26 protein-coding genes are annotated in these 23,431 nt (G+C 60.8%); 19 read left to right on the top strand and 7 right to left on the bottom strand.

Annotated features, from left to right (window positions below; translation table 11 throughout):
• The first annotated feature begins 74 nt into the window (after nt 1-74).
• Both msrP and msrQ read left to right on the top strand, forming a co-directional pair.
• Nucleotides 75-1,034, top strand: coding sequence for a protein-methionine-sulfoxide reductase catalytic subunit MsrP (msrP, locus tag U0029_RS11845; RefSeq protein WP_012416795.1), 960 nt, complete (start codon nt 75-77; stop codon nt 1,032-1,034).
• An 11-nt stretch (nt 1,035-1,045) separates the two neighbouring features.
• Nucleotides 1,046-1,675, top strand: coding sequence for a protein-methionine-sulfoxide reductase heme-binding subunit MsrQ (gene msrQ, locus U0029_RS11840; RefSeq protein ID WP_114851821.1), 630 nt, complete (start codon nt 1,046-1,048; stop codon nt 1,673-1,675).
• Here the strand turns inward: msrQ and U0029_RS11835 are convergent.
• The 3 genes from U0029_RS11835 to U0029_RS11825 are packed head-to-tail and all read right to left on the bottom strand — an operon-like array spanning nt 1,650 to nt 3,736.
• Nucleotides 1,650-2,432: an N-acetylmuramoyl-L-alanine amidase gene (locus tag U0029_RS11835; RefSeq protein ID WP_114851822.1), complete on the bottom strand. Its 783-nt coding sequence runs from the start codon at nt 2,430-2,432 to the stop codon at nt 1,650-1,652. The genes msrQ and U0029_RS11835 overlap by 26 nt on opposite strands.
• Nucleotides 2,433-2,435: 3 nt before the next feature.
• Nucleotides 2,436-3,146, bottom strand: coding sequence for an SAM-dependent methyltransferase (locus U0029_RS11830; protein ID WP_114851823.1), 711 nt, complete (start codon nt 3,144-3,146; stop codon nt 2,436-2,438).
• Entirely contained in the window at nt 3,143-3,736 is a 594-nt protein-coding gene (locus tag U0029_RS11825) for a Maf-like protein (RefSeq protein ID WP_114851824.1), read from the bottom strand. Before U0029_RS11825 ends, U0029_RS11830 begins: the two co-directional genes overlap by 4 nt.
• A gap of 470 nt (nt 3,737-4,206) precedes the next feature.
• Here U0029_RS11825 and U0029_RS11820 point away from each other — a divergent pair, with 470 nt between their 5' ends.
• The 17 genes from U0029_RS11820 (at nt 4,207) to recO (ending at nt 20,033) form a co-directional block, all read left to right on the top strand.
• Entirely contained in the window at nt 4,207-4,869 is a 663-nt protein-coding gene (locus U0029_RS11820) for a DUF177 domain-containing protein (RefSeq protein ID WP_012416800.1), read from the top strand.
• Nucleotides 4,870-4,921: 52 nt separating this feature from the next.
• Complete coding sequence (gene rpmF / locus U0029_RS11815; RefSeq protein WP_012416801.1) at nt 4,922-5,104, top strand: 50S ribosomal protein L32; 183 nt, start codon at nt 4,922-4,924, stop codon at nt 5,102-5,104.
• A gap of 47 nt (nt 5,105-5,151) precedes the next feature.
• On the top strand, nt 5,152-6,216 hold the full coding sequence (gene plsX / locus U0029_RS11810; protein WP_039051628.1) for a phosphate acyltransferase PlsX: 1,065 nt from the start codon (nt 5,152-5,154) through the stop codon (nt 6,214-6,216).
• Nucleotides 6,216-7,202 carry a beta-ketoacyl-ACP synthase III gene (locus U0029_RS11805; protein ID WP_114851825.1) on the top strand — a complete coding sequence of 329 codons (987 nt, stop codon included), beginning with the start codon at nt 6,216-6,218 and terminating at the stop codon, nt 7,200-7,202. The genes plsX and U0029_RS11805 overlap by 1 nt, the downstream gene beginning before the upstream one ends.
• A gap of 59 nt (nt 7,203-7,261) precedes the next feature.
• Nucleotides 7,262-8,197 carry an ACP S-malonyltransferase gene (gene fabD, locus U0029_RS11800; protein WP_114851826.1) on the top strand — a complete coding sequence of 312 codons (936 nt, stop codon included), beginning with the start codon at nt 7,262-7,264 and terminating at the stop codon, nt 8,195-8,197.
• Complete coding sequence (fabG, locus tag U0029_RS11795; RefSeq protein ID WP_114851827.1) at nt 8,198-8,950, top strand: 3-oxoacyl-ACP reductase FabG; 753 nt, start codon at nt 8,198-8,200, stop codon at nt 8,948-8,950.
• Nucleotides 8,951-9,165: 215 nt separating this feature from the next.
• A complete protein-coding gene (acpP, locus tag U0029_RS11790) occupies nt 9,166-9,405 on the top strand; it encodes an acyl carrier protein (RefSeq protein ID WP_003813816.1) in 240 nt (79 codons plus the stop codon).
• Nucleotides 9,406-9,579: 174 nt separating this feature from the next.
• Nucleotides 9,580-10,809, top strand: a complete 1,230-nt coding sequence (gene fabF, locus U0029_RS11785; RefSeq protein ID WP_039051629.1) for a beta-ketoacyl-ACP synthase II — start codon at nt 9,580-9,582, stop codon at nt 10,807-10,809.
• Between the two features lie 430 nt (nt 10,810-11,239).
• A complete protein-coding gene (gene rpoE, locus U0029_RS11780) occupies nt 11,240-11,839 on the top strand; it encodes an RNA polymerase sigma factor RpoE (RefSeq protein WP_012416808.1) in 600 nt (199 codons plus the stop codon).
• 12 nt (nt 11,840-11,851) lie between these two features.
• Nucleotides 11,852-12,337 carry a sigma-E factor negative regulatory protein gene (locus U0029_RS11775; protein ID WP_012416809.1) on the top strand — a complete coding sequence of 162 codons (486 nt, stop codon included), beginning with the start codon at nt 11,852-11,854 and terminating at the stop codon, nt 12,335-12,337.
• Nucleotides 12,337-13,362, top strand: a complete 1,026-nt coding sequence (locus U0029_RS11770) for a MucB/RseB C-terminal domain-containing protein (RefSeq protein ID WP_114851828.1) — start codon at nt 12,337-12,339, stop codon at nt 13,360-13,362. Before U0029_RS11775 ends, U0029_RS11770 begins: the two co-directional genes overlap by 1 nt.
• 45 nt (nt 13,363-13,407) lie before the next feature.
• Nucleotides 13,408-14,904 carry a DegQ family serine endoprotease gene (locus tag U0029_RS11765; RefSeq protein ID WP_012416811.1) on the top strand — a complete coding sequence of 499 codons (1,497 nt, stop codon included), beginning with the start codon at nt 13,408-13,410 and terminating at the stop codon, nt 14,902-14,904.
• A gap of 202 nt (nt 14,905-15,106) precedes the next feature.
• Nucleotides 15,107-16,900, top strand: coding sequence for a translation elongation factor 4 (lepA, locus tag U0029_RS11760; protein ID WP_012416812.1), 1,794 nt, complete (start codon nt 15,107-15,109; stop codon nt 16,898-16,900).
• Between the two features lie 20 nt (nt 16,901-16,920).
• A complete protein-coding gene (gene lepB / locus U0029_RS11755) occupies nt 16,921-17,805 on the top strand; it encodes a signal peptidase I (protein WP_114851829.1) in 885 nt (294 codons plus the stop codon).
• Nucleotides 17,806-17,810: 5 nt separating this feature from the next.
• On the top strand, nt 17,811-18,566 hold the full coding sequence (gene rnc / locus U0029_RS11750) for a ribonuclease III (RefSeq protein ID WP_012416814.1): 756 nt from the start codon (nt 17,811-17,813) through the stop codon (nt 18,564-18,566).
• Nucleotides 18,563-19,453: a GTPase Era gene (gene era / locus U0029_RS11745; protein WP_012416815.1), complete on the top strand. Its 891-nt coding sequence runs from the start codon at nt 18,563-18,565 to the stop codon at nt 19,451-19,453. The genes rnc and era overlap by 4 nt, the downstream gene beginning before the upstream one ends.
• Nucleotides 19,446-20,033, top strand: a complete 588-nt coding sequence (gene recO / locus U0029_RS11740) for a DNA repair protein RecO (RefSeq protein WP_012416816.1) — start codon at nt 19,446-19,448, stop codon at nt 20,031-20,033. Before era ends, recO begins: the two co-directional genes overlap by 8 nt.
• A gap of 323 nt (nt 20,034-20,356) precedes the next feature.
• Here the strand turns inward: recO and U0029_RS11735 are convergent, their stop codons facing one another.
• The 4 genes from U0029_RS11735 to U0029_RS11720 form a co-directional block, all read right to left on the bottom strand.
• A complete protein-coding gene (locus U0029_RS11735) occupies nt 20,357-21,067 on the bottom strand; it encodes a Bax inhibitor-1/YccA family protein (RefSeq protein WP_012416817.1) in 711 nt (236 codons plus the stop codon).
• Nucleotides 21,068-21,167: 100 nt separating this feature from the next.
• Nucleotides 21,168-21,404 carry a hypothetical protein gene (locus tag U0029_RS11730; protein ID WP_012416818.1) on the bottom strand — a complete coding sequence of 79 codons (237 nt, stop codon included), beginning with the start codon at nt 21,402-21,404 and terminating at the stop codon, nt 21,168-21,170.
• A gap of 23 nt (nt 21,405-21,427) precedes the next feature.
• A complete protein-coding gene (locus tag U0029_RS11725; RefSeq protein ID WP_012416819.1) occupies nt 21,428-21,865 on the bottom strand; it encodes a DNA polymerase III subunit chi in 438 nt (145 codons plus the stop codon).
• A gap of 16 nt (nt 21,866-21,881) precedes the next feature.
• Nucleotides 21,882-23,396, bottom strand: coding sequence for a leucyl aminopeptidase (locus tag U0029_RS11720; RefSeq protein ID WP_114851830.1), 1,515 nt, complete (start codon nt 23,394-23,396; stop codon nt 21,882-21,884).
• Between the last annotated feature and the right edge of the window lie 35 nt (nt 23,397-23,431).

The following is a 23,431-nucleotide window of genomic DNA, read 5'->3' as shown; positions in this document are numbered from 1 at the left end:
TTGAAAAATTGAATTTTTTGGATGGGTTGGGCGTCTATAGCCTATATAAACGTGCACTCCCATAGGATATATTCATGCTGATCCGCAAAAACCCGGTCATTCCCTCCTCGGAAATCACGCCGGAAGCCGTGTGGCGATCCCGCCGCGATTGGATGGCGCGTAGCGCCGCGCTTGCGGCGACGTTGGGTTTGTCTGGGTGGACGCAGCGAGTGGCCTGGGCGCAGGACGACAGTTTGCCTGGTAAGGTGTCCCCCGAGTTCTCGGTGCCGGACAAGCAAACCTCGTTTAAAGACGTCTCAACTTACAATAATTACTACGAATTTGGTCTGGGTAAGGCCGATCCTGCCCGCAATGCCGGCGCGCTCAAGACCCGTCCCTGGACGGTGAGCGTCGAGGGCGAGGTGGGCAAGCCTCGCACCTTTGATATGGATGAGCTGCTCAAGCTGGCTCCGATGGAAGAGCGGGTCTACCGTCTGCGCTGCGTGGAAGGCTGGTCCATGGTCATCCCCTGGACGGGGTATTCGCTTGCGAACCTGCTCAAGGCCGTCGCCCCTACCGGTAATGCAAAATTCGTCGAATTCACGACGGTCGAGCAGCGGGATACGATGACGGGCCTGAATTCCGGCGTGCTGGATTGGCCTTATACCGAAGCCTTGCGCCTGGATGAGGCCATGCATCCGCTGACCATGCTCGTCTTTGGCGTGTATGGCAAGTTGCTGCCCAACCAGAATGGTGCGCCCTTGCGTCTGGCCGTGCCCTGGAAATACGGTTTCAAATCCGCGAAGTCTCTGGTGCGTATCCGTTTGCTTGAGCAGATGCCGCGCAGCAGCTGGATGAAGGCGGCGCCTCAGGAGTATGGTTTCTATGCCAATGTCAATCCGCAGGTGCCGCATCCGCGCTGGAGTCAGGCGACCGAGCGCCGCATAGGGGAGGATGGTCTGTTCAGCCCCAAGCGTCCCACGCTCATGTTCAATGGCTACGCCGACCAGGTGGCTGCGCTCTACCAAGGCCTGGATCTGCGGAAAAACTACTGAGGCCGCCTCCCATGAGTAATTGGTCGGTTCAGGCAGTGGGCCGCATAAAACCCTTGTTGTTTTTGCTGGGTCTGGCGCCTGCTGGCCGCTGGGTCTGGCTAGGTATGCATGACGGCCTGAGCGCCAATCCGGTTGAGTTTCTGACGCGGTCCTCGGGCACTTGGACGCTGGTTTGTCTGTTGGTCACCCTGGCCATCACGCCGCTGCGCCGTCTGCTCGGGCAGCCCGCCTTGGTGCGCCTGCGCCGCATGTGTGGCCTGTTCGCGTTTTTCTATGGCCTGCTGCATTTCACGACCTGGATATGGTGGGATCGTGGCCTGGACCTGCTTTCCATGTTGCAGGATCTGGGCCAGCGGCCCTTTATTCTGGTGGGTTTCGCCGCCTTCGTCTTGATGCTGGCGCTGGCGCTTACGTCCACGCAGTGGTCCATGCGCCGCCTGGGCAGGCGCTGGCAAACGCTGCATCGCGCCATCTATGCCATCGGGCTGCTGGCTATTTTGCATTTCTGGTGGATCAAGATGGGCAAGAACGATTTGCGAGAGCCCATCATCTATGGTGCCGTGCTGCTGCTGTTGTTGGGCTGGCGCGTCGCGGCGGCGGTTCGCCGCCGCATGCTCACTGAGCCCGCATCGCGAGCATGATGGCCGCCGTTTCGGCATCGGGTTGGCCGTCGTGGCGTGTCGGCCGGTAGTGCATTTGGAAAGCTGCCAGCACATTGCGGGTGGCGCGGTCGAGTTGGCCGTGGCGCGGGCTGTCATAGCCTAAACGCGACAATTGCTCTTGAAACCAGCTCACGCCGGGTAGCGCTTGCGATTGCAGGCGCGTCAGGTGGGCGGCTGCGCCAGCCTCGTCGTACCAGCGGCCGATGCCTGCCTGAGCGAGTTCACGCCAGGGAAAGAGGGGGCCCGGGTCCAGTTTGCGCTGTGGGGCGATATCGCTGTGGCCGACGATGTTTTCGGGGCGGATGCCATGGCGCTGGATGAGTTCGCGTAGCAATCGGGTCAGCGCGGTCATCTGGGCGGGCGAGTAAGGCGTGTAGCGCAGGCTGCCGTCGGCCTGTGTTTGGCCGCCGGCATTGACGAGTTCAATCCCTATCGAGGTGAGGTTTATTGCGGTTTGCTCGAACCAGCGGCTGGCTCCTGCATGCCAGGCGGCACGGTTTTCGTCCACCAATTGGTAAGTGCGGCCGGCAGGTTTTTCGGCGATAAGGTAGTGGGCGCTTACTTCGTCTCTTGATAGCGTCTTTAGAGAGGTAGCGTCATCGAGCGCGGTGTAATGCAGCACCATGTGGCGCACGCGGTTACTGTGGCCTGAGGCTGTCACCGAGCGTTCTATGGCAGGCGTGGCGCAGCCCGCAAGGGCGGCGCAAGCCAGCAGCAGCTTGAGCAGTCGCAGCATGGTTCAGCGCGCCAGGAATAGAAACAGGGTGGGCTGTTTGTCCAAGTCGGGCGCTGGCGTCTGTTTCCATTGGGCGATGGTCTTGGTCGCCACCCATTCCTGGGAGGTCGTCAAGGAGCGTGCGAGGCAAAGCCGGGTATCGCCCTTTAGCGCCGACAGCAGGGTGTTGAACATGGCGGTGTTGCGATACGGTGTTTCGATCAGCATTTGCGTCTGATCATGCTTGGCCGAATGCTGCTCCCAGGTGCGCAATTGCTTGGCGCGTTCTGTCGCATCCACCGGCGCGTAGCCATGGAAGGCGAAGCGCTGGCCGTCCAGGCCGCTTGCCATGAGGCCCAGCAGGATCGAAGAGGGACCCACCCAGGGTTTGACGGTATGGCCCAGGCGGTGGGCGGCGGCGGCCACCTTGGCGCCCGGGTCGGCCACGGCGGGGCAGCCGGCTTCGGAAATCAGGCCAATGTCTTTGCCGGCCTTGATGGGGGCCAGCCAGGCCTCGATCTGGCGGTCGTCTGCCTGATCGTTGAGCGTATGGATGGTGATTTCCTGTAGAGGGCGCTCGGTGCTGACTGTCTTCAAAAAGGCCCGTGCTGTCTTGGCGTTTTCCGCGATGTAGCAGTCCAGCCTGCCGGCGAGCGCGCGCACCTCGGTGGGCAGCCAGCATTCAATCGGGGCCTCGCCCAGGCCGACCGGGATGAGATGAAGCGCGCCGGTCATGACGGGCTCCGCAAAGGGTCCAATCCGAAGCGGCGCAGCATGCCCGTCAGGGCGATCAGGGGCAGGCCGATGATGGCGGTTGGGTCATCGCTGCGCATGCTTTCCATCAGTGTGATACCTAGCCCTTCCGCCTTGGCGCTGCCGGCAGTGTCATAGGGTTCTTCTGCGCGCAGGTAGGCGTCTATCGCGGCGTCCGTCAAGGGTCGGAACTCGCAATAGGTGATGACATCGGCCTGTTCAGTACGCTGGCCGTCGGTGACGGCCAGGGCGCTGTGGAACTCGACAATACGCCCGGACAACTGCCTCAGTTGCGCCTTTGCGCGCGCAAAGTCGCCGGGTTTGCCGATGGGCTGGCCATCGACCGTGGCCACTTGATCCGAGCCGATCACGATGCAGCCGGGGTGCAGGCGGGCGACGGCCATGGCCTTAGCGACGGACAGGCGCAGCGCCAACGCCGCGGGCGCCTCGCCAGCTTGTGGTGTTTCGTCCACATCTGGCGAGATGCTTTCGAAGGGCAGGCGCAGCCGTTCCAGCATGGCGCGGCGGTAGCGCGAGCTGGAGGCAAGAATGAGGCGAGGGTTTTGGTGCATCTGGAGTTTGACGGTGGTCTCTAAGTCACGGTATTATCTAACGTTTTGCGGCAATTTTATTTGCGTTTGCGCGCCTTTAGCGTGCTGCTTGAATTTTTTTGCTGGTTTTTTGCTGGTTTTTTTGCTGCCGGTTGCGGTGTTGAGTGGCTTTAAGTGGCTCTTAATATGACTTTAAGTGGCATGGCATAAGGTGGCATGACATAAGTGACTTGATTGGCTTTAATCCAAACAAGAGTCCAGGCAAAAGCTCAAGCAAGAACCCGAGCGAAAACGCATAAAGCTGAATGAAAAGCAGGTTGCGGCAGGCTTGAATTGCGGCGAGTTTTGCCGTTCAAAGAGTGCCCGGCGAGAGGACGATCTTGCAGGATGGGCTTCTTGGACGCATTATGCGGGCTCATTGGGATTCGTTGAGGCTCATTGGGTCTTGATGAAGGCAAAGCTCGGTGTATGAGCAAAGGTGCCCAAGGATTATGGTCGATTCGGTAGACAAGGTTTTTGGCAGGGCAGACGCTGCGATCGTAGATGTTTTTGCGATGGCTCGTCAGGGCACGCAGGCATCAGGTGAAATCGCACTGGTGCGGCTGGCCCGGTTCATGGAAGGCATGCCTGAGCAGGCGGCTGGCGAGGCAGGTATGGTTCAATGGACCGTGTCTGGCGAGATCGGCCGGGGCACGGGCAAGACGGGGGGCTTTGTTTCCGGTCAGCCGCTGCTGCGTTTGCATATCAAGGCTAATCCGGTCCTGATCTGCCAGCGTTGCAATACGCCTTTCGTTTATCCGGTGGATACCACCGCCGTGCTGCAACTGGTCGAGTCGGAAGACGATCTTGACGACGAGTTGGCCGATTTGCAGGATGCCCAGGATACGGGTTTGGATTTTGCGACTGACGTGCCTGAGAAGGTCGTGGGTTCGCATCGCTTCGATCTGTTGGCCCAGGTCGAAGATGAGCTTATTTTGAGTATTCCGTATGTGCCGCGTCATGACGTTTGTCCGGAGTCTTCCGGGCGGCCGGCGGGGCAGCAGACGGAAAACAAAATGAGCCAAGAGGCCGGCTCGGATGATGCTTTGCAGGAATCCGGGTTTAAGCGTCCCTCGCCGTTTGCGGTGTTGGAACAATTGAAGCGCAAGAATTGAAATCACCTCGGGCCGCATTCGCGTACAATGCGGCCCGTCTCTAGGAGTCATCATGGCTGTTCAACAAAACAAGAAGTCCCCGTCCAAGCGCGGCATGCACCGCTCGCACGATTTTCTGGTGAACCCGCCGACGGCTATCGAACCCACCACGGGCGAATCGCATCTGCGTCACCACATCAGCCCCAATGGTTTCTATCGCGGTCGCAAGATCCTGAAGACCAAGGCTGACGAATAAGGCCTGTCGGCCGAACTCGTAACCGGGCTGGAAGCTGGCTAGCACCCGTGATACGCATCGCTATAGACTGCATGGGCGGGGACCACGGTCTGCCCGTCACCATACCGGCCGCGATCGAGTTCGCTCGACAATATCCGGACACCCGGCTATTGCTGGTCGGGTTGCCGGATGCGATCGAGGCCGCGCTCTCCGAACATCGTTCGGCGCCGCGCGATCGCCTCGAAATCGTTGCTGCCTCGGAAGTCGTCACAATGGACGACCCCGTAGAGGTGGCTTTGCGCCGTAAAAAAGACTCGTCCATGCGGCTAGCTGCACAAGCCGTCAAGGACGGTCGCGCCGACGCCTGCGTGTCGGCGGGCAATACCGGCGCATGGATGGCGATTTCCCGCTATGTTCTCAAGACGCTGGATGGCATTGACCGTCCGGCGATCGCCACGTCTATCCCTAATCAGGTCGGAGGCGCTACGACGGTGCTGGATCTGGGGGCCAATGTCGACTGCACGGCAGAGCATCTGCTGCAGTTCGCCATCATGGGCGCTGCACTCGCGCAGGCGGTTGATCATCTCGATCGGCCGACGGTGGGTCTTCTGAACATCGGTGAAGAAGTCATCAAAGGCAATGAGGTGGTCAAAGAGGCCGCCGAATTGCTGCGCGCCAGTCCGCTCAATTTCCACGGTAACGTGGAAGGCGATGATATTTTCAAGGGCACGGTCGATGTGGTCGTCTGCGACGGCTTCGTCGGGAATGTCGTGCTTAAATCCGTCGAAGGATTGGCGAAGATGCTCTCTAGCGTCATTCGCGAAGAATTCAAGCGCAATTTCATCACGCTTCTGGCAGGCGCTGTCGCCTCGCCGGTCCTGAACCGTCTGCGTCGGCGTGTCGACAACCGCCGTTATAACGGCGCGGCGCTGCTGGGTCTGCGTGGTGTGGTGATCAAGAGCCATGGCTCGGCTGACGCCTATGCCTATGGATTTGCGCTGCAACGCGCTCGCGGAGCGGTCGCCAGCAAGTTGCTGGAACGCACGGCCCAGACCGTCGCTCAAATCAGGGAACGCGTTCAATTGAACGAAGCGGCAGCCCAACAGGCTGCAGCAGCAGAGGGCACCGTTTGATGAGCATGGCAATGAAATATTCGGTGATCGCAGGTTCGGGCAGCTATCTGCCCGAGCGTGTCGTGTCCAATGATGAGCTGGCCGTCGAATTGGCCCAGCGTGGTATCCAGACCTCCGACGAATGGATTGTCGAGCGCACGGGTATCCGCCAGCGGCATCTGGCTGAGCGCGGCGTCACGACCAGTGTGCTGGCGACCGAGGCTGCCCGTCGCGCCATGGCGGATGCTGGCGTGGGGCCTGCTGATCTGGATCTGATCATCGTGGCCACCTCGACGCCCGATTTCGTATTCCCCAGCACGGCCTGCCTGGTACAGGCCAACCTGGGCGCAAAGGGCGGTGCTGCTTTCGATGTGCAAGCGGTGTGCAGCGGCTTTGCCTATGCGCTCACCACTGCCGACAGCTTCGTGCGCGCTGGTCGCGTCCGTTGCGCGCTGGTCATCGGCGCCGAAGTGTTTTCCAGCATTCTCGACTGGAATGACCGCAGCACCTGCGTTTTGTTTGGTGACGGCGCTGGCGCCGTTGTCATCAAGGCGGCCGACGAACCGGGCATTCTGGCCGCACAGCTGCATGCAGATGGCAGCCAGACCAAAATTTTGTGCGCGGCGGGTAATGTCGCTTATGGCCAGGTAACGGGCGATCCCTTCTTGCGCATGGATGGTCAGGCTGTTTTCAAGCAGGCGGTGACCGTGCTGGACCGATCGGCACGCGATGTGTGCGCAGAAGCTGGCATGACCATCGATCAGGTCGATTGGCTGGTGCCGCACCAGGCCAACGTCCGCATTCTCAATTTCCTCGCGCGCAAGCTCAACGTGTCGGCCGACCGTGTTGTCGTCACCGTTGATCAGCACGCCAATACCTCGGCGGCCAGCGTGCCTCTGGCTCTGGATGCCGCCCGTCGCGACGGGCGGATCAAGCCCGGCCAGCATGTCCTCATGCAGGGCGTGGGTGGTGGCTTTACCTGGGGTTCGGTGCTGGCCCGCATGTAGCGCGGCTGGGCTCAGGCCCGCTGCGCGGTTTGATAACGCAGAAGAGATCACGGACCACCATGAAACTCGCATTTGTGTTCCCCGGCCAGGGCTCCCAGTCCGTTGGCATGATGGATGTCTGGGCTGGCAATTCCGCCGCTGCCGATGTGTTGGCGCGTGCTGGCCAGGCTTTGGGGCAGGATCTCGCCGCCCTGATCGCTCAGGGCCCGGCTGAACAACTCAATCTCACGACCAATACGCAGCCGGCCATGTTGACCGCCGGTGTCGCCTGCTTCGCCGCCTGGCGCGACGCGGGTGGCCCGCTGCCGGCCTTGATGGCGGGCCATAGTCTGGGTGAGTATGCGGCGCTGACGGCTGCCGGTTCACTGGCGCTCGAAGATGCCGTGCGTCTGGTACGTATCCGCGCTGATGCCATGCAGGCTGCCGTACCGGTTGGTGCTGGTGCGATGGCTGCCATTCTGGGTCTGGATGACGATACGGTGCGCGCCGTGTGCCTGCAGTCGGCACAGGGTGAAGTCGTCGAGGCTGTCAATTTCAACGCGCCTGCTCAGGTCGTGATCGCCGGGCATAAGGCCGCGGTCGAGCGTGCTTGCGAGGCGGCCAAGGCTGCCGGCGCCAAGCGCGCGCTGCTGCTGCCGGTGTCAGCCCCATTTCATTCCAGCCTGTTGCAGCCGGCCGCTGCCGTGTTGTCGGGCGCATTGGCCGAGGTGGCGGTTCAGTCGCCCCAAGTGCCTGTTGTCAATAATGTCGACGTCGTAGTTCAGAGTGAGCCGTCTGCAATTTGCGATGCGCTCGTCCGTCAGGCCTGGCATGCTGTGCGCTGGGTTGAGACGCTGCAATTCATGAAAGCGCAGGGCGTCACCCATGTTATCGAGTTTGGTCCGGGCAAGGTCTTGACCGGTCTGACCAAACGCATCGATAGCGAACTCACCGGCCTGGCCGTGACTGATCCTGCCTCGCTGGAAGCTGCGCTGGCGCTCGTGAAGGGAAACTGAATGGAACATACTAGCAAAGACCTCGAAGGCAAGATCGCTCTGGTGACGGGCGCTACCCGCGGTATCGGCCAGGCCATCGCACAAGAACTCGCGGCGCGCGGCGCCAAGGTCGTCGGTACGGCAACCTCCGAGTCTGGCGCGGCTGCTATCACCGAGGCCTTGTCGGCCAGCGGTGGTCGTGGAGTGGTGCTGAACGTCACCGATGCGGCAGCCGTTGACGCCTTGCTAGACGAGCTTGGCAAAGAGGGAGGCGGTCCCCATATCCTCGTCAACAACGCAGGCATCACGCGCGATACGCTGGCTATGCGCATGAAAGATGAAGACTGGTCGGCTGTCATCGACACCAACTTGAGCTCGGTATTCCGTCTGTCGCGTGCCGTGCTGCGCAATATGATGAAGGCCCGTTGGGGCCGTATCATTAACATTACCTCCGTGGTCGGCTCTTCCGGCAATGCCGGCCAGGCCAATTACGCGGCGGCCAAGGCAGGGGTGTCGGGCATGACGCGTGCGTTGGCTCGAGAGCTCGGCAGCCGCAACATCACGGTAAACTGCGTGGCGCCAGGTTTCATCGACACCGACATGACCCGTGTGCTCGGTGAGGCGCAGACCGCCGCGCTGCTGCAACAAATTCCGCTGGGCCGCCTTGGCGCCCCGGCTGATATCGCCAACGCGGTGGGCTTTCTGGCCAGTCCGCTGGCGGGTTACATTACAGGTACGACCCTGCACGTCAATGGCGGGATGTACATGCAATAAGTGCGGCATCCTGGCCGCGCCTTCGGGGGCGGTCAGAATGTCGTTCGGGCACCCTTTGGCCAGCCGATTCCAGTAAACGGCGCGGTGCGGCCCCCTCAGCGCCTCGCGAGGCTGAAGGCCGGAAAAAATGCGGTGTTTTTTTTCTCACGGCCCGGCGTTTGTTTTCTTCAACGCTTGGCTATAATTCGCGGGATTTTTCCCAATTGGAGATCTGCATGGAAAGCATCGAACAGCGCGTCAAGAAGATCGTCGCTGAACAACTTGGCGTGAACGAAGCCGAGATCAAGAACGAGTCCTCCTTCCTTGACGACCTCGGTGCCGATTCGCTCGACATGGTCGAGCTGGTCATGGCCCTCGAAGACGAATTCGAGACCGAGATCCCCGACGAAGAGGCCGAAAAGATCACGACCGTGCAGCAAGCGATTGATTACATCAATTCGCACGGTAAGCAGTAATCAGCGCAAGCCATCTATCCCGTCGTCTCCGGACTTCGGGAGTCAGGGCGGTTTTTGGGATATTGCCGTGCGGTCCGCGTGGAGAGGCAACCGGCCGTATAGGTTCGGTCGTCCCGCGCGGTCTGCAAGGTCAGCCAAAAACCGCCTTTATTTTGTCTGTTTGAGGAGTCATCCGTGAAGCGACGTGTCGTCATCACAGGCCTGGGCATCGTTTCCCCCGTAGGCAACGATCTCACCACCGCTTGGGACAATATCGTCAACGGACGTTCTGGCATCGGCCGTATCTCGCGATTTGATCCGTCGGCCCTGACCACCCACATTGCGGGTGAGGTCAAAGGCTTTGACGTCACCGAGTATTTGCAGCCCAAAGAAGCACGCCAGATGGATACGTTCATCCATTACGGTATTGCTGCGGGCATGCAGGCTTGGCGCGATTCGGGCCTGGAAGTCACCGAGGAAAACGCCGAGCGTATCGGTGTGATCGTGGGTTCCGGTATCGGCGGTCTGCCTCGTATCGAAGAGACGCAGACGGAGTTGCTGGCTAAAGGCCCGCGCCGGATATCGCCGTTCTTCGTCCCGGGTTCGTTGATCAACCTGATTTCTGGCCATCTGTCCATCATATATGGACTGAAAGGCCCCAGCTATGCCGTTGTGTCCGCTTGCACGACAGGTTTGCACAGCATTGGCGATGCCGCCCGCCTGATCGAGTACGGCGATGCCGATGTCATGATCGCAGGCGGCGCCGAATCGACGGTGTCTCCGCTGGGCATTGGCGGTTTTGCCGCCATGCGTGCGCTGTCCACGCGTAATGATGATCCCGCCACGGCTTCGCGTCCCTGGGACCGTGACCGTGATGGTTTCGTGCTGGGTGAGGGCGCAGGGGTGCTGGTGCTCGAAGAGTACGAACATGCCAAGAAGCGCGGCGCCCGCATTTATGGCGAGTTTGCCGGCTATGGCATGAGTTCGGATGCGCATCACATCACCGCGCCCGACAAAGACGGCCCGCGCCGCGGCATTATCAATGCTCTGCGCAACGGCGGTCTCAATGCCGACGATATCCAGTACGTCAACGCGCACGGCACTTCTACGCCCTTGGGCGACAAGAACGAAAGCGATGCGCTTAAGTTGGCCTTTGGCGATCACGCCCGCAAGCTGGTCGTGAACTCGACTAAGTCCATGACCGGGCATCTGTTGGGCGCCGCTGGCGGTATCGAGGCGGTGTTTACGACGCTGGCGGTCTACAACCAGATTTCGCCTCCGACCATCAACATCTTCAATCAAGATCCTGAGTGCGATCTGGACTATTGCGCCAATCAAGCTCGTCCGATGAAGATCAACGTTGCACTGTCCAATTCCTTCGGCTTTGGCGGCACCAACGGGTCGATGGCTGTCCGCCGGCTTTGATATCGAGCCCCGGCCAGGCTTGGCAATTTGAGGTGCCCACCGGCTTGCCGGCGGGCACCCGCTGGCCGGTGGCCTTGCCTGCGATCCTGGCTGGCGCAGCAGGCGCCGCGCAGCCTTGCTTGTTGCCGGCGCTGCTGCCTGTGTGCCTGAGAGGGCGGCGCTCGTTCCCGAGTGCTCTGGGTGCCCATCCCGATCCTCGCCGCTGGCGGGCGCGCGGCGTCGCCGGGTGGCATCCGGCGCTTTTGCATGACGTGATCTTTTATCGGAGCCATATGGTCCTGATTATCGAGTCGCGCGTTTCCAGGTGTGTTACAAATAGCAAGATTAACTGCACTGTCTGGCGTCGGAACCTGACCCTGGATAAGTGGCGGCGTTTTCGCGTCGTCGCGCGGATCGCCGTGTGCGAAGCGGCATTTCTCAGAGGGGCGTCATGAGCGAACGCGACGTCGACGCCGAGCTTGTTGCGCGTGTGCAACGCGGTGACAAGAAAGCATTCGACCTGCTGGTCACGAAATACCAGCGCAAGATTCTTCGTCTGCTGGCGAGGATGATCCGCGACCCGGCCGAAATTGAGGACGTGGCGCAAGAAGCTTTCATTAAAGCGTATCGGGCCCTGCCCCAGTTTCGCGGCGAGAGTGCTTTTTATACCTGGCTCTACCGTATTGCCATCAATACCGCCCGCAATTGGCTCGCGTCATCGGGGCGACGTCCCAGCGCACCCAATGCAATTGAAACGGAAGATGGTGAAACTTTTAACGAAACCGAGAACCTAACCGATATAAGCACGCCGGAAGCGATGTATGCCAGCCGGGAAATTGCCGAGACGGTCAATGCGGCCATCGACGAATTGCCCGAAGAGCTGCGCACGGCTATCGTCCTACGTGAAATTGAAGGTATGAGTTACGAAGACATCGCCCAGAGCATGGACTGCCCCATTGGTACGGTTCGTTCCCGCATTTTTCGTGCGCGGGAAGCCATTGCCAATCGGTTGCGCCCCCTGCTTGACACCGATGCCGAGCGTCGCTGGTAAGGAGTGGCAGTCATGCAAACAGCAGCCAAGTCCGTGATCGCCGAAGCCTCAATCGAGGAGTCGGTTTCCGCCTGGATGGACGGCGAAGGATCAGAGGACTTTTTACATCAACTGGTCTCGCCGCAAGGTCGTAAGACCTGGGACGAGTATCACCTCATCGGCGATGCCTTGCGCAGCGCCGACCTGATGATTACCCCGAGCGCCAATTTCCAGGCCCGTTTGTCGCGCGCCTTGGAGGCCGAGCTGCCCATCGTGGCCGCGCCGCGCCGCCGTTCGCCCCTGCGCATGGGTTTGTCGAGCCTGGCGGTGGCCGCTGCCGTGGCAACCGTGGTCTGGGTGGCTCAGCCCTATCTGGCCTCCGGGCCGGTCAGTTCCGCGCCTGTGCTGGCTGAGGTCAGCCGCGATGATCCGGGTCTGCGCGACTATCTCGAGGCTCATCGCCAGATGGCCGGCCCGAGTGCGGTGCGGCAGGTCTCATTCGAGACCGGAGCACGCTGATGATGCGAGTGCAGCGCATGCGCACCGACCGGCGCGTGGCTTGGCAGCATTTGGCTGTTGCCATGGCATTTTGCGGCATGGCAGGCTGGTATGGCACGGCGCGGGCGCAAAGCGCCCCGCTGCCTGATCCGGTTCAGTTGCTTGCTGATATTCAGCAAGCTGCTCGCACGCAGGACTACGCAGGCGTTTTCATGTATCAACAAGGCGACACCATGCAGTCGTCGCGCTTGGTCCATATCGTCGATGGTACCGGAGAGCGCGAGCGCCTTGAGATTCTCGATGGCCAGCCGCGCGAGTACCTTCGGCACAATGAAAATGTGCAGTGTCTGATTCCCGAGCATGAGACGGTCTTGCTGGAGCGTCGCCGTGGCGACCGCTTTCCCGGGCTGCTGCTGGGTGATCCCAAAGACCTCACCAAGCACTACGTCATTCGCGCCGAGTCCAAACTTCATCGCGTCGCAGACCGGCAGTGTCGCCCGATTTCGATCGAGCCGCGCGACGCGCTGCGCTATGGCTACAGGCTTTGCGCTGATGTCGATACCAATCTTTTGCTCAAAGCGCAGACGGTAGATGGCAAGCGGGGTGTGGTTGAGCAGGTGTCGTTCTCGTCGCTGCGTGTCGGCAGCGATGTCGATGCCGGATCACTCAATTCGCGCTGGAATACGCGAGATTGGCGTATCGTCGAGCCCGATATGAAGCCTGTCGATCTGGCGGCGCTCGGTTGGCGCATCCCTGCGCCCGAGGGCTTCTCACCCGTTATGCAGGTGGCTCGGCAAATGGGTAAGGGAACGGTTAGCCAGGTTGTGCTGTCAGATGGTTTGGCGGCGATTTCCGTCTTCATCGAACCTTATGACGGAACTCGCCATCACCATCCGCCCGCCGGGCTTGTCCAGCGTGGCTCGATCAACATCTATGGAACCCGCATCGCGGACTATTGGATGACGGTGTTGGGTGAAGTACCCGCGGCAACGCTGGAAACCCTGGCTCAAAATACGGAGTACGTGCCTGCGTCGCCACCCGAATAATGACAAGACCTGCAAAGGGTATAGGGGTCTTTACGGAGCTCTCATATGAAAAAAACTGATTCGTCGAACTTGTTTTTCCGGCGGCTGGTCGCAGCCATGATGATGGGGTCGGCCCTGGCCCTGGCGCAAGCGCCGATGGTCGCCCATGCTCAAACCCCGGTCGCCGGCGGTGTGCTGCCTGATTTCACCGCCATCGTCGAGAAGGCCGAGCCTGCGGTCGTCAATATCCGCACCACGGCCACGGTGCCGGTGCGAGGTGGCCCGGGCGGGCCTGGCGGCGGCAACGATCCCTACGACATGTTCCGCTGGTTCTTCGGGCCGGACTTCCAGCCCCCTGGCATGCCTCCTGGCCAGCGCCGTCAGCAACCGCAACCCTCGCAGCCGGAAGAGCGCACGGTGCCGCGAGGTGTGGGTTCGGGCTTCTTCATCTCCGATGACGGCTACATCATGACGAACAATCACGTCATCAGCGATGCCGCCGACATCATCGTCACGCTGACCGATGGTCGTGAGTTCAAGGCCAAGGTCATCGGCTCCGACGAGCGCACCGATGTTGCCCTGATCAAAATTGACGCCAAGGGCATGACGGCCTTGCCGATCGGCGACAACAAAACGCTCAAGAAGGGGCAGTGGGTGTTGGCCATCGGCTCGCCCTTCGGCCTTGAGTCCACCGTGACTTCGGGTATCGTCAGCGCCATCGGCCGCGATACCGGGGAGTATCTGCCTTTCATTCAGACCGACGTCGCCGTCAATCCCGGCAACTCTGGCGGCCCGCTGCTGAACATGAAGGGCGAGGTGGTCGGTATCAACTCGCAGATCATTTCGCGCAGTGGCGGCTTCATGGGCATTTCGCTGGCGATCCCGATCGATGAGGCCATGCGTGTGGTCGAGCAGTTGCGCACGACGGGTAAGGTCACCCGTGGGCGTATCGGCGTGCAGATCGGCGAAGTGGGCAAGGATGTCGCCGACGCCATCGGTCTGCCGAAAGCGGAAGGCGCTCTCGTGAGCAGCGTGGAGGCGGATGGCCCCGCAGACAAGGCGGGCGTTCAGCCGGGCGACGTGATTCTGAAGTTCAATGGTCAGACCATCAAGCGCTGGTCGGATCTGCCGCGCATCGTGGGCGATGTCAAACCCGGAACCTCGGGCAAGATGGAGGTTTGGCGCAAGGGCAAGCCCGTGACGCTGGACGTCAAGGTGGCTGAGCTGAAGGCCGAAAAGGCGGCTTCTACCAGTCGAGATGACAAGGAAGAAGCGCCGGCAATCAACAACCATCTCGGCCTGAGCGTGGTTGACGTGCCCGCTGATACGCAGCGCAAGTTGCGCATCAAGGGGGGCGTTCAGGTTCGTGCTGTAGAGGGTGTGGCAGCTTCTGCGGGGCTGCAAGCCGGTGATATCGTGTTGGCAGTCAATGACACCGACGTGATCAACGCCGGCCAGTTCGCCAAGGTGGTGGACAAGCTGGATAAGGCCAAGACGGTCGGCCTGTTGGTACGCCGTGGCGACCAGACGCAATGGGTCGCAGTACAGCCCGCCAGCAAATAAGCGCCAAGACCGGCTAAAATGGCTGGTTGCCGCGAGAGGGGGCGCATCGCGCCCCCTCTTATTTTGGCCGTTTCCCAGTGTGGGAGCATTGCGGCTCACACCAGCACTTTGGCCCGCTTTGATTCTGCGTTGACGCATAGGGGCGATGCCGAAGCTGGCTCGCCACTTCCGGTCTGTGCTCGTCCCTTATATAAATTCTTCTATGCAGCATATCCGTAACTTTTCCATCATTGCCCATATCGACCACGGCAAATCGACGTTGGCCGATCGCTTGATCCAGCGTTGCGGCGGCTTGGCGGCTCGCGAAATGTCGGCTCAGGTGTTGGATTCGATGGACATCGAGCGTGAGCGCGGCATTACGATCAAGGCCCAGACGGCGGCGCTGGAGTACAAGGCCCAGGACGGCAAGGTTTACAACCTCAATCTGATCGACACCCCGGGTCACGTAGACTTTTCTTATGAAGTGAGCCGTTCCTTGTCGGCTTGCGAGGGCGCATTGCTGGTGGTGGACGCGTCCCAGGGCGTCGAAGCGCAAACCGTGGCCAACTGCTATACGGCTATCGATCTGGGCGTGGAGGTGCTGGCTGTCCTGAATAAAATGGACTTGCCCCAGGCCGATCCCGAGGGCGCGCGCCAGGAGGTCGAAGATGTCATCGGCATCGACGCCTCCGACGCCGTACTGGCCAGCGCCAAGACCGGGATGGGCATTGACGAGATTCTTGAGGCCATCGTGGCCCGTGTGCCGTCCCCTGAGGGTGACCCGGAAGCTGCGCTGCAGGCGCTGATTATCGACTCCTGGTTCGATAACTATGTCGGTGTCGTGATGCTGGTGCGCATCGTCAACGGTGTATTGCGCCCGAAAGACAAGATTTTGCTGATGGCTTCCGGTGCCACGCATCTGTGCGAGCAGACCGGCGTGTTCACGCCCAAGTCGCAGCCGCGTGCGCAGTTGTCGGCAGGCGAGGTGGGCTTCATCATTGCGGGCATCAAAGAGTTGGCGCATGCCAAAGTGGGTGACACCATCACCTTGGCTGGCAAGCCCGCCGCCGCGCCTTTGCCGGGCTTCAAAGAGGTCCAGCCGCAGGTTTTCGCCGGCCTCTACCCGGTCGAGAGTTCCGAATACGATCAGTTGCGCGACTCGCTCGAAAAACTCAAGCTTAACGACGCTGCGCTCATGTTCGAGCCTGAAGTGTCGCAGGCCCTGGGTTTCGGTTTTCGTTGCGGTTTTCTTGGGCTCTTGCACATGGAAATCGTGCAGGAGCGTCTGGAGCGCGAGTTCGATATGGACATCATCACCACCGCGCCGTCGGTGGTGTACGAGGTCGTTGAGCGCGACGGTACGGTGTTGACCATCGAAAGCCCCTCGCGCATGCCGGAAGTCGGCAAGATTGCCGAAATCCGCGAGCCTATCGTCAAGGTCACGCTTTTCATGCCGCAGGAGTATGTCGGTCCGGTGATGACGCTGTGTAATAACAAGCGCGGCAACCAGATCAACATGACCTACCATGGTCGGCAGGTGCATCTCACCTATGAGATCCCGCTGGCTGAAATCGTGCTGGACTTCTTCGATCGTCTGAAGTCCGTGTCGCGCGGTTATGCCTCGATGGACTACGAGTTCCTCGAGTACCGCCCGGCAGACGTGGTTAAGGTCGATCTGCTGATCAATGGCGACCGGGTCGATGCGCTTGCCATGATTGTGCACCGCTCGAATGCCCGCTACCGTGCCCGTGATGTGGTGTCGCGCATGCGTGCCCTGATTCCGCGCCAGATGTATGACGTTGCCATTCAGGCAGCGATCGGCGCTGAAGTCATTGCGCGTGAGAACGTCAAGGCGCTGCGTAAGAACGTGTTGGCCAAGTGCTACGGCGGCGATATCTCGCGCAAGAAAAAGCTGCTCGAAAAGCAAAAGGCTGGCAAGAAGCGCATGAAACAGGTCGGGACTGTGGAAATTCCGCAAGAAGCCTTTCTTGCCATTCTGCAGGTCGAGGACAAGTAGTCGTATAGGCGGTAGCAAACATGAGCTGGAATTTCGCTCTTATTCTTTTCGTGCTGTTGGTCATCACGGGCGTCATCTGGGCGGGCGATTTGCTCTTCTGGCGCAAGGCGCGGCAGCGCCGTGCGGTAGCGGCGGCCGAGCAGGTCAAGGCGCTGGGTATCACGGATGCCACCGAGGCCGAGCGTCGGCGTCAGGAGGCGGTCGAACAGGCCGCCAAGATGCCCTGGTGGATCGAATACGCCGTGAGCTTTTTTCCGGTCATTCTCTTTGTGTTCGTGTTGCGCTCCTTCGTGGTTGAGCCCTTTCGCATTCCGTCTGGCTCCATGTTGCCCACGCTGCAATCGGGCGATCTTATCCTGGTGAACAAATTCGACTATGGCATCCGTCTGCCTGTGATCGACAAGAAAGTGATCGACATCGGCGAGCCCAAGCGCGGCGACGTTGTGGTGTTCCGCTACCCGGTTGATCCGGATGTGGATTACATCAAGCGCATCGTCGGTTTGCCGGGTGATGAGGTGGCCTACCTGGATAAAAAGCTCTATATCAACGGTGAGCTGGTGCCCCATTTCCGTGATGGCGATTATTTTGAGCCAGACCGGGTGGCCTATATTCCGCAATATAAAGAGAAATTGGGCGAAGTTGAGCACAAAATCCTGCTTGATGAGGGGAAATTTCAGGAATATGGCCCGATATGGCAATACCCCTACAGGGAAAACTGCCAGTATTTGCGCAATGGAGTACGCTGCAAGGTGCCCCAGGGCCAGTATTTCGCCATGGGTGATAACCGCGACAATAGTGCCGACAGCCGCTACTGGGGCTTTGTGCCTGACAGTAATATTGTGGGCAAGGCATTCTTTGTCTGGATGAATTTTGGCGATTTGAGCCGCATAGGTCGTTTTCACTGATAGTCATGTCCCTAGCCACGCTGGAAACCCGTCTCGGCCATCACTTCGGTGATCAGGCACTGCTCGAGCAGGCCCTGACACACCGCAGTCATGGCGCGCGTCACAATGAGCGGCTGGAATTTCTGGGCGACTCCGTTCTGAACTTCGTTGTCGCCGCCATGCTGTTTGAGCGTTATGCCAAACTCGATGAAGGCGATCTGTCGCGCGTGCGCGCCAATCTGGTCAAGCAGGCTTCATTGGCCGACATCGCGCAACGTCTTGAGCTGTCTCCCTATCTGCGTTTGGGCGAAGGCGAGATGAAAAGCGGCGGCTTTCGCCGCCCGTCCATTCTTGCCGATGCCGTTGAAGCGTTGTTCGGCGCAGTTTTCCTGGATGCGGGCTTCGATGCCGCTCGCAAGGTGATCGAACAGCAGTATGTGCCTGTGCTTGCCAACGTCGATCCCGAGACCCTGGGCAAGGATGCCAAGACCTTGCTGCAGGAATTCCTGCAAGGCCGCAAGCTGGCCTTGCCGCTGTATACGGTGGTGGCGACTCACGGCGCGGCGCACAGCCAGCAGTTCGAAGTCGAATGCGCCATCCCTGCCTTGGAAATCAAAGTCACGGCCGCCGGCGCGAGCCGCAGGGCCGCCGAACAATCCGCCGCCAAATTGGCCCTGGAGGCTGCTTTGGTGGTAAGCCCTCGCGCAACCCGTAAAGGCGGGCGTGCGCGCAAGACCGCCCAACTGTCGCTGCCAGTGGCAGTGGCTCAAGAGGTTAAATGAGTTCTCAAGCATTCCGTACCGGTTTCGTCGCCATCGTGGGCCGACCCAATGTGGGTAAGTCCACCCTGACCAATGCCCTGATCGGTTCCAAGATTTCCATCGTGTCGCGCAAGGCGCAGACGACGCGCCACCGTATTCATGGCGTGCTCACGCGCGAGCATGAGCAGTTTGTATTCGTTGACACGCCGGGTTTCCAGACCCGGCATGGCGGCGCCATGAACCGTATGATGAATCGCGTCGTGACGCAGGCCCTGGCCGACGTCGATGTGGTGGTGCATGTGGTCGAGGCGGGGAAGTGGTCGGAGGGGGATGCCAAGCTGTTGCCCCTGCTGCCCAAGGCGGAACGCACCATTCTCGCCATTAGCAAGATCGATGCCCTCAAGAGCCGCGATGAGCTTTTCCCTTTCGTCGCCAAGATCATGGCGCAACATGCTTACGGCGCCGTGGTGCCCGTGAGCGCCACGAAAAATCATCAACTGGACCAGTTGCTGGAAGAAATCGCGCAGCGTTTGCCTGAAGGCGAACCCATGTTCGAAGAGGACACGCTGACGGATCGCTCTATGCGCTTTATCGCAGCAGAGCTGGTGCGCGAGAAGATTTTCCGTTTGGTCGGCGATGAACTGCCCTATGGCTGTACGGTCGTCATCGAGCAATGGGAAGAAACCGATGCCCATGCACGCATTGCTGCTTGCGTTGTGGTCGAACGCGACAGTCATCGGCCCATCCTCTTGGGGGCGGGTGGGCAGCACATGAAGCGTATCGCTACTGAGGCCCGCCAGGACATCGCCAAGCTGCTCGATAAGCCGGTGCATCTGGAGGTGTACATCAAGGTCCGCAAGGGCTGGTCTGATCGCGAAGGTGCTTTGCGCGATCTGGGTTATGAGTAAGCGCGCTCAGCGCGTTCACGATAATCGTGCCTATATGCTCCACGCCACGGCGTGGCGCGAAACCTCTCTTATCGTCCAGAGCTTTTCCCGCGAGCATGGCTGTATTGCGCTGGTCGCCAAAGGCGCCAAGCGTCCGTATTCCGTATTGCGGCCGGTCTTATCGGCCTTTCAGCCGCTGTTGATGTCATGGAGCGGTGGCGGGGAAGTCAAAACCCTGATCCGCGCCGAGGTGGCGGGCGTGCATCCGCTGGGCGGGGCGGCGCTGATGTCCGCCTGGTACATGAATGAACTGCTGCTGCGCCTGCTTCCGCGTGAGGATGCGCATCCGCTGCTATTTGACGCCTACGAAACCGCCCTTCAGCAATTGGCGGGCGGGACGCGCGCGGCCGGCGCGCTACGTCGTTTTGAATGGGTTTTGCTGCGTGAAACCGGTTATGGCGTCGATGAGCGTGAGCCTGATTTCAGCGATCCCCGCATCGAGCCGGAACTGCGCCGTGAGCTGCGCGAGCGTCTCGAAATGCACTTAGTGGGGCGCCCGCTGTCCACGCGCCGCGTGCTGATGGATTTGCAGCGCCTCTGAACCTCTGGCGGGCAGACAGGTGCCGTGAGCTCATCCGATTGCGTTCTGAGATTGCGCCTCGACAGAGCTCGGCTGTTGCAGCGCAGCCTTCGCTCCCCATGGTTGGTACGCGAGGTCGCGCAAAATGCTTGGCGCTCGGTGGTGGGGTGACCATGATTCGAGAAGTGGCCCCGGCGCGACGCTTGGATAGCGGTCCATAAACGTCGCGCCGCTGGGCCTGGCGCTTCAAATCAGTCTCTTGGAGTCCAGCGCTTGGCAACAAAAAACCCGCCGGTAAGGGCGGGTTGAAAAGCGGGCCCAGCGGGTGGGCTCGCACGTCGAACTTAGTCGCGATTGCCGCCGAAGATGCCCAGCAGCATCAGCAGGTTCGAGAAGACGTTGTAGACATCCAGATAGATGGCTAGGGTGGCTGATACATAATTGGTTTCGCCGCCATTGACGACGCGCTGCAAGTCCACCAGCATGAAGGCCGAAAAGATCACGATGGCCAGCACCGAGATGGTCAGCATCATGGCGGGCATCTGCAGGAAGATGTTGGCCAGCGCGGCGACAAGAATGACGATGGCGCCGGTGAAAAGCCATTTCTGCATGCCGGAAAGGTCACGCTTGATGGTGGTGGCCAGCGTGGCCATGGTGCCAAACACGATGGCCGTACCGCCAAAGGCCGTCATGACGAGCTGCGAGCCGTTGCTCATGCCAAGCACAAAGCCCAGCAGGCGCGAGAGCATGATGCCCATGAAGAAGGTGAAGGCCAGCAGCAGCACCACGCCCAGAGAGTTGTTCTTGTTTTTCTCGATGGCGAACATCATGCCGAAGGCGCCGATCAGGAATACGATGGCCGACAGGCCGGGGCTGCCACCCATGACACGGTTGATGCCGGTGTAGAGGCCGACGGCGGCGCCCAGCACCGTAGGAATCAGGGACAGAGCTAGCAGCCAATAGGTATTGCGCAGCACCTGGTTGCGGACGACTTCGCCCGGCGCGCCGGCCAGCGGGCCGGAGCGATTGAAGGGGGACGGACGGTATTCGTTCATGTGAACTCCTTTTGGCAAAGGGGCTTGCCTGATTTGCTTAGAGCGAAAGCATAACTGACAGTTCCCTGAAAAATCCAGTATTGCTACAAGATGCGGGCGCTCAGCCCGGCCGCAAGCGTTGCAAGGCACGATCAACGATGCCGGGCACTTCGGCCTCGAGGCGCGCGCGCATGTCCGCGGCCGCCTGGGAGGCGGCCTGTTCTATGGCCTGCTCCAGTTCGGCTTGCAGCAGGGCGCGAAGGACAATATCAGAGGCCATGCCGACCGGCGCGGTGATTTCCGGCTCGATTTGCTGGGTGAGGGTCGGGATGCCAGGGTCCGAAAACGGGGAGGACATAGAGTGTGAGAGTGACGGCGTAATCAGGCGCTGCGGCTCAGGTCGTGGCTGTGCGGGGTGTGGCCGGCCGCGACGTAATCGCGCCAACGCACCCGGGCGGCTGCGCGGTCAGTGTCGTTGCCGGAGACGATTTCGAGCACGCGGGGGAAATCGTCATAGTGCGGCGGGCAGGCGTCATCCAGATTGAGCAGCCAGGCGTCCGGAGCGAGTGCGGCAGCCTGTTGCGGGTTCGTGGCGGTGAGCACGATGGGTGTGTGGGCCGCCAAGGCGTCACGCGCCAGCACATGCGGCACGAAGGAAATATCGTCAAAGGCCCACAGCAAGCGGTCGAAGGCTGACAGGCGGTTGGCGTCGCTGCAATAGACAATGAGGCGTTGGCCTGCCAGATAGCGTTTGCGGGCAGTCTGGCAGGCTGCCCGCAGCCGATCCGCGGCGCCAAAGGCGAAGTCGATTCGGGTCATGCGGGCTGCTCTTTCCTCAGGCGGCCTGGTTCAGCAGGTATTGCATGAGCAGGGGGACCGGGCGGCCGGTGGCGCCCTTGTCCTTGCCACCGCGCCAGGCCGTGCCTGCGATGTCGAGGTGCGCCCAGGGATAGGCCTGGGTGAAGCGCGACAGGAAGCAGGCGGCCGTGACGGCGCCGGCCTGCGGGCCGCCGATGTTGGCGATGTCGGCGAAATTGGACCTCAGTTGTTCCTGGTAGGCATCGTCCAGGGGCATGCGCCAGGCCGGATCTTGCGTCTGACGGCCCGCTTCAAGCAAGGCGCTGGCCAGCGCATCGTCTTTGGAGAACAGGCCGGTGTTGACGCCGCCCAGGGCAACGACGCAGGCGCCGGTGAGGGTGGCGATGTCGATCACGGCCGAAGGCTTGAAGCGTTCGGCATAGGTGAGCGCATCGCAGAGAACCAAGCGGCCTTCCGCATCGGTATTGAGGATTTCGATAGTCTGGCCAGACATGCTGGTGACGACGTCGCCCGGCTTGTTTGCCGTGCCGCTGGGGAGGTTTTCGCAGGCAGCGATCAGGCCGACGACCTCCAGGGCGGGGGCCAGTTCGGCCAGCGCGCGGAAGGTGCCGAGCACGCTGGCTGCGCCGCACATGTCGTACTTCATTTCGTCCATCGTGGCGGCGGGCTTGATCGAAATGCCGCCGGCATCGAAGGTGATGCCCTTGCCGACCAGCACTACCGGGCCGGCTGCGCCACGGGTGCGGCGCGCCGTTGCAGGCTTGCCGTTGTAACGCAGCACGACGAAGCGCAAGGGTTCGGCCGAGCCTCGCGCCACCGACACGAAAGAACCCATGCCCAGCGCTTCGACCTGCTTGCGATCCAGAACTTTGACCTTGATCAGGGTTTTGAATTCCCGCGCCAGCTTGCGGGCCGTTTCGCCCAGATAGGTCGGCGTGCAGATATTGCCGGGCAGATTGCCCAGCGTGCGGGTCAGCGCCATGCCGTTGGCGATGGCGGCGCCTTCGCGCAGGCCTTGCTGCGTTTGGGCTGCTTCGGCGCGCTCGATGATCTGGGTGATTTTCTTGAGCTTGGGCAGGGCCTCGCGATCGGGTTTGCCGAAGGTGGCGTCGTAGTGATAGGTGGCCTGGCCGGCAGCGATGGCGGCCGCACGGGCACGGTCGCGCATCGTGCTGTTTTCGATGGGCAGCGCGGCCAGCGTGGATACGCCTTCGGTGAGCTGCGCGGCCACCAGGTAGCCGGCGAAAGCCTGTTCTGCACCGCTGTGGGCGCGAACACTGTATTCTTCCTGCTTGCCCAGACCCACCAGCACAACACGCTGCGCGGAAATACCCGCCAGATTGCGCAATACCAGGGTGGCACCGGCGCGGCCACGGAATTCAGTTTTCGTGACAGCGCGGATAGCACCGTTGCTTGCGTGATCGATCTGTTCGGCGGCGGGGCTGAGCACGCCGTCGGCATACACGCCTACTGCCAGCGCCGAAGTCTTGATCAGGTGCAGGGAAGCGGTGGTCTGTGTGCTAAATTCCATGAAGATTTCCCGAGTGCGTCGTACGTTGCGGACCA

The sequence above is a fragment of the Bordetella avium genome (genome assembly GCF_034424645.1).
Lineage (GTDB): Bacteria > Pseudomonadota > Gammaproteobacteria > Burkholderiales > Burkholderiaceae_B > Bordetella > Bordetella avium.
The sequence above is the reverse complement of the archived record's forward strand: the minus strand, read 5'-3'. Positions and strand labels throughout refer to the sequence as shown.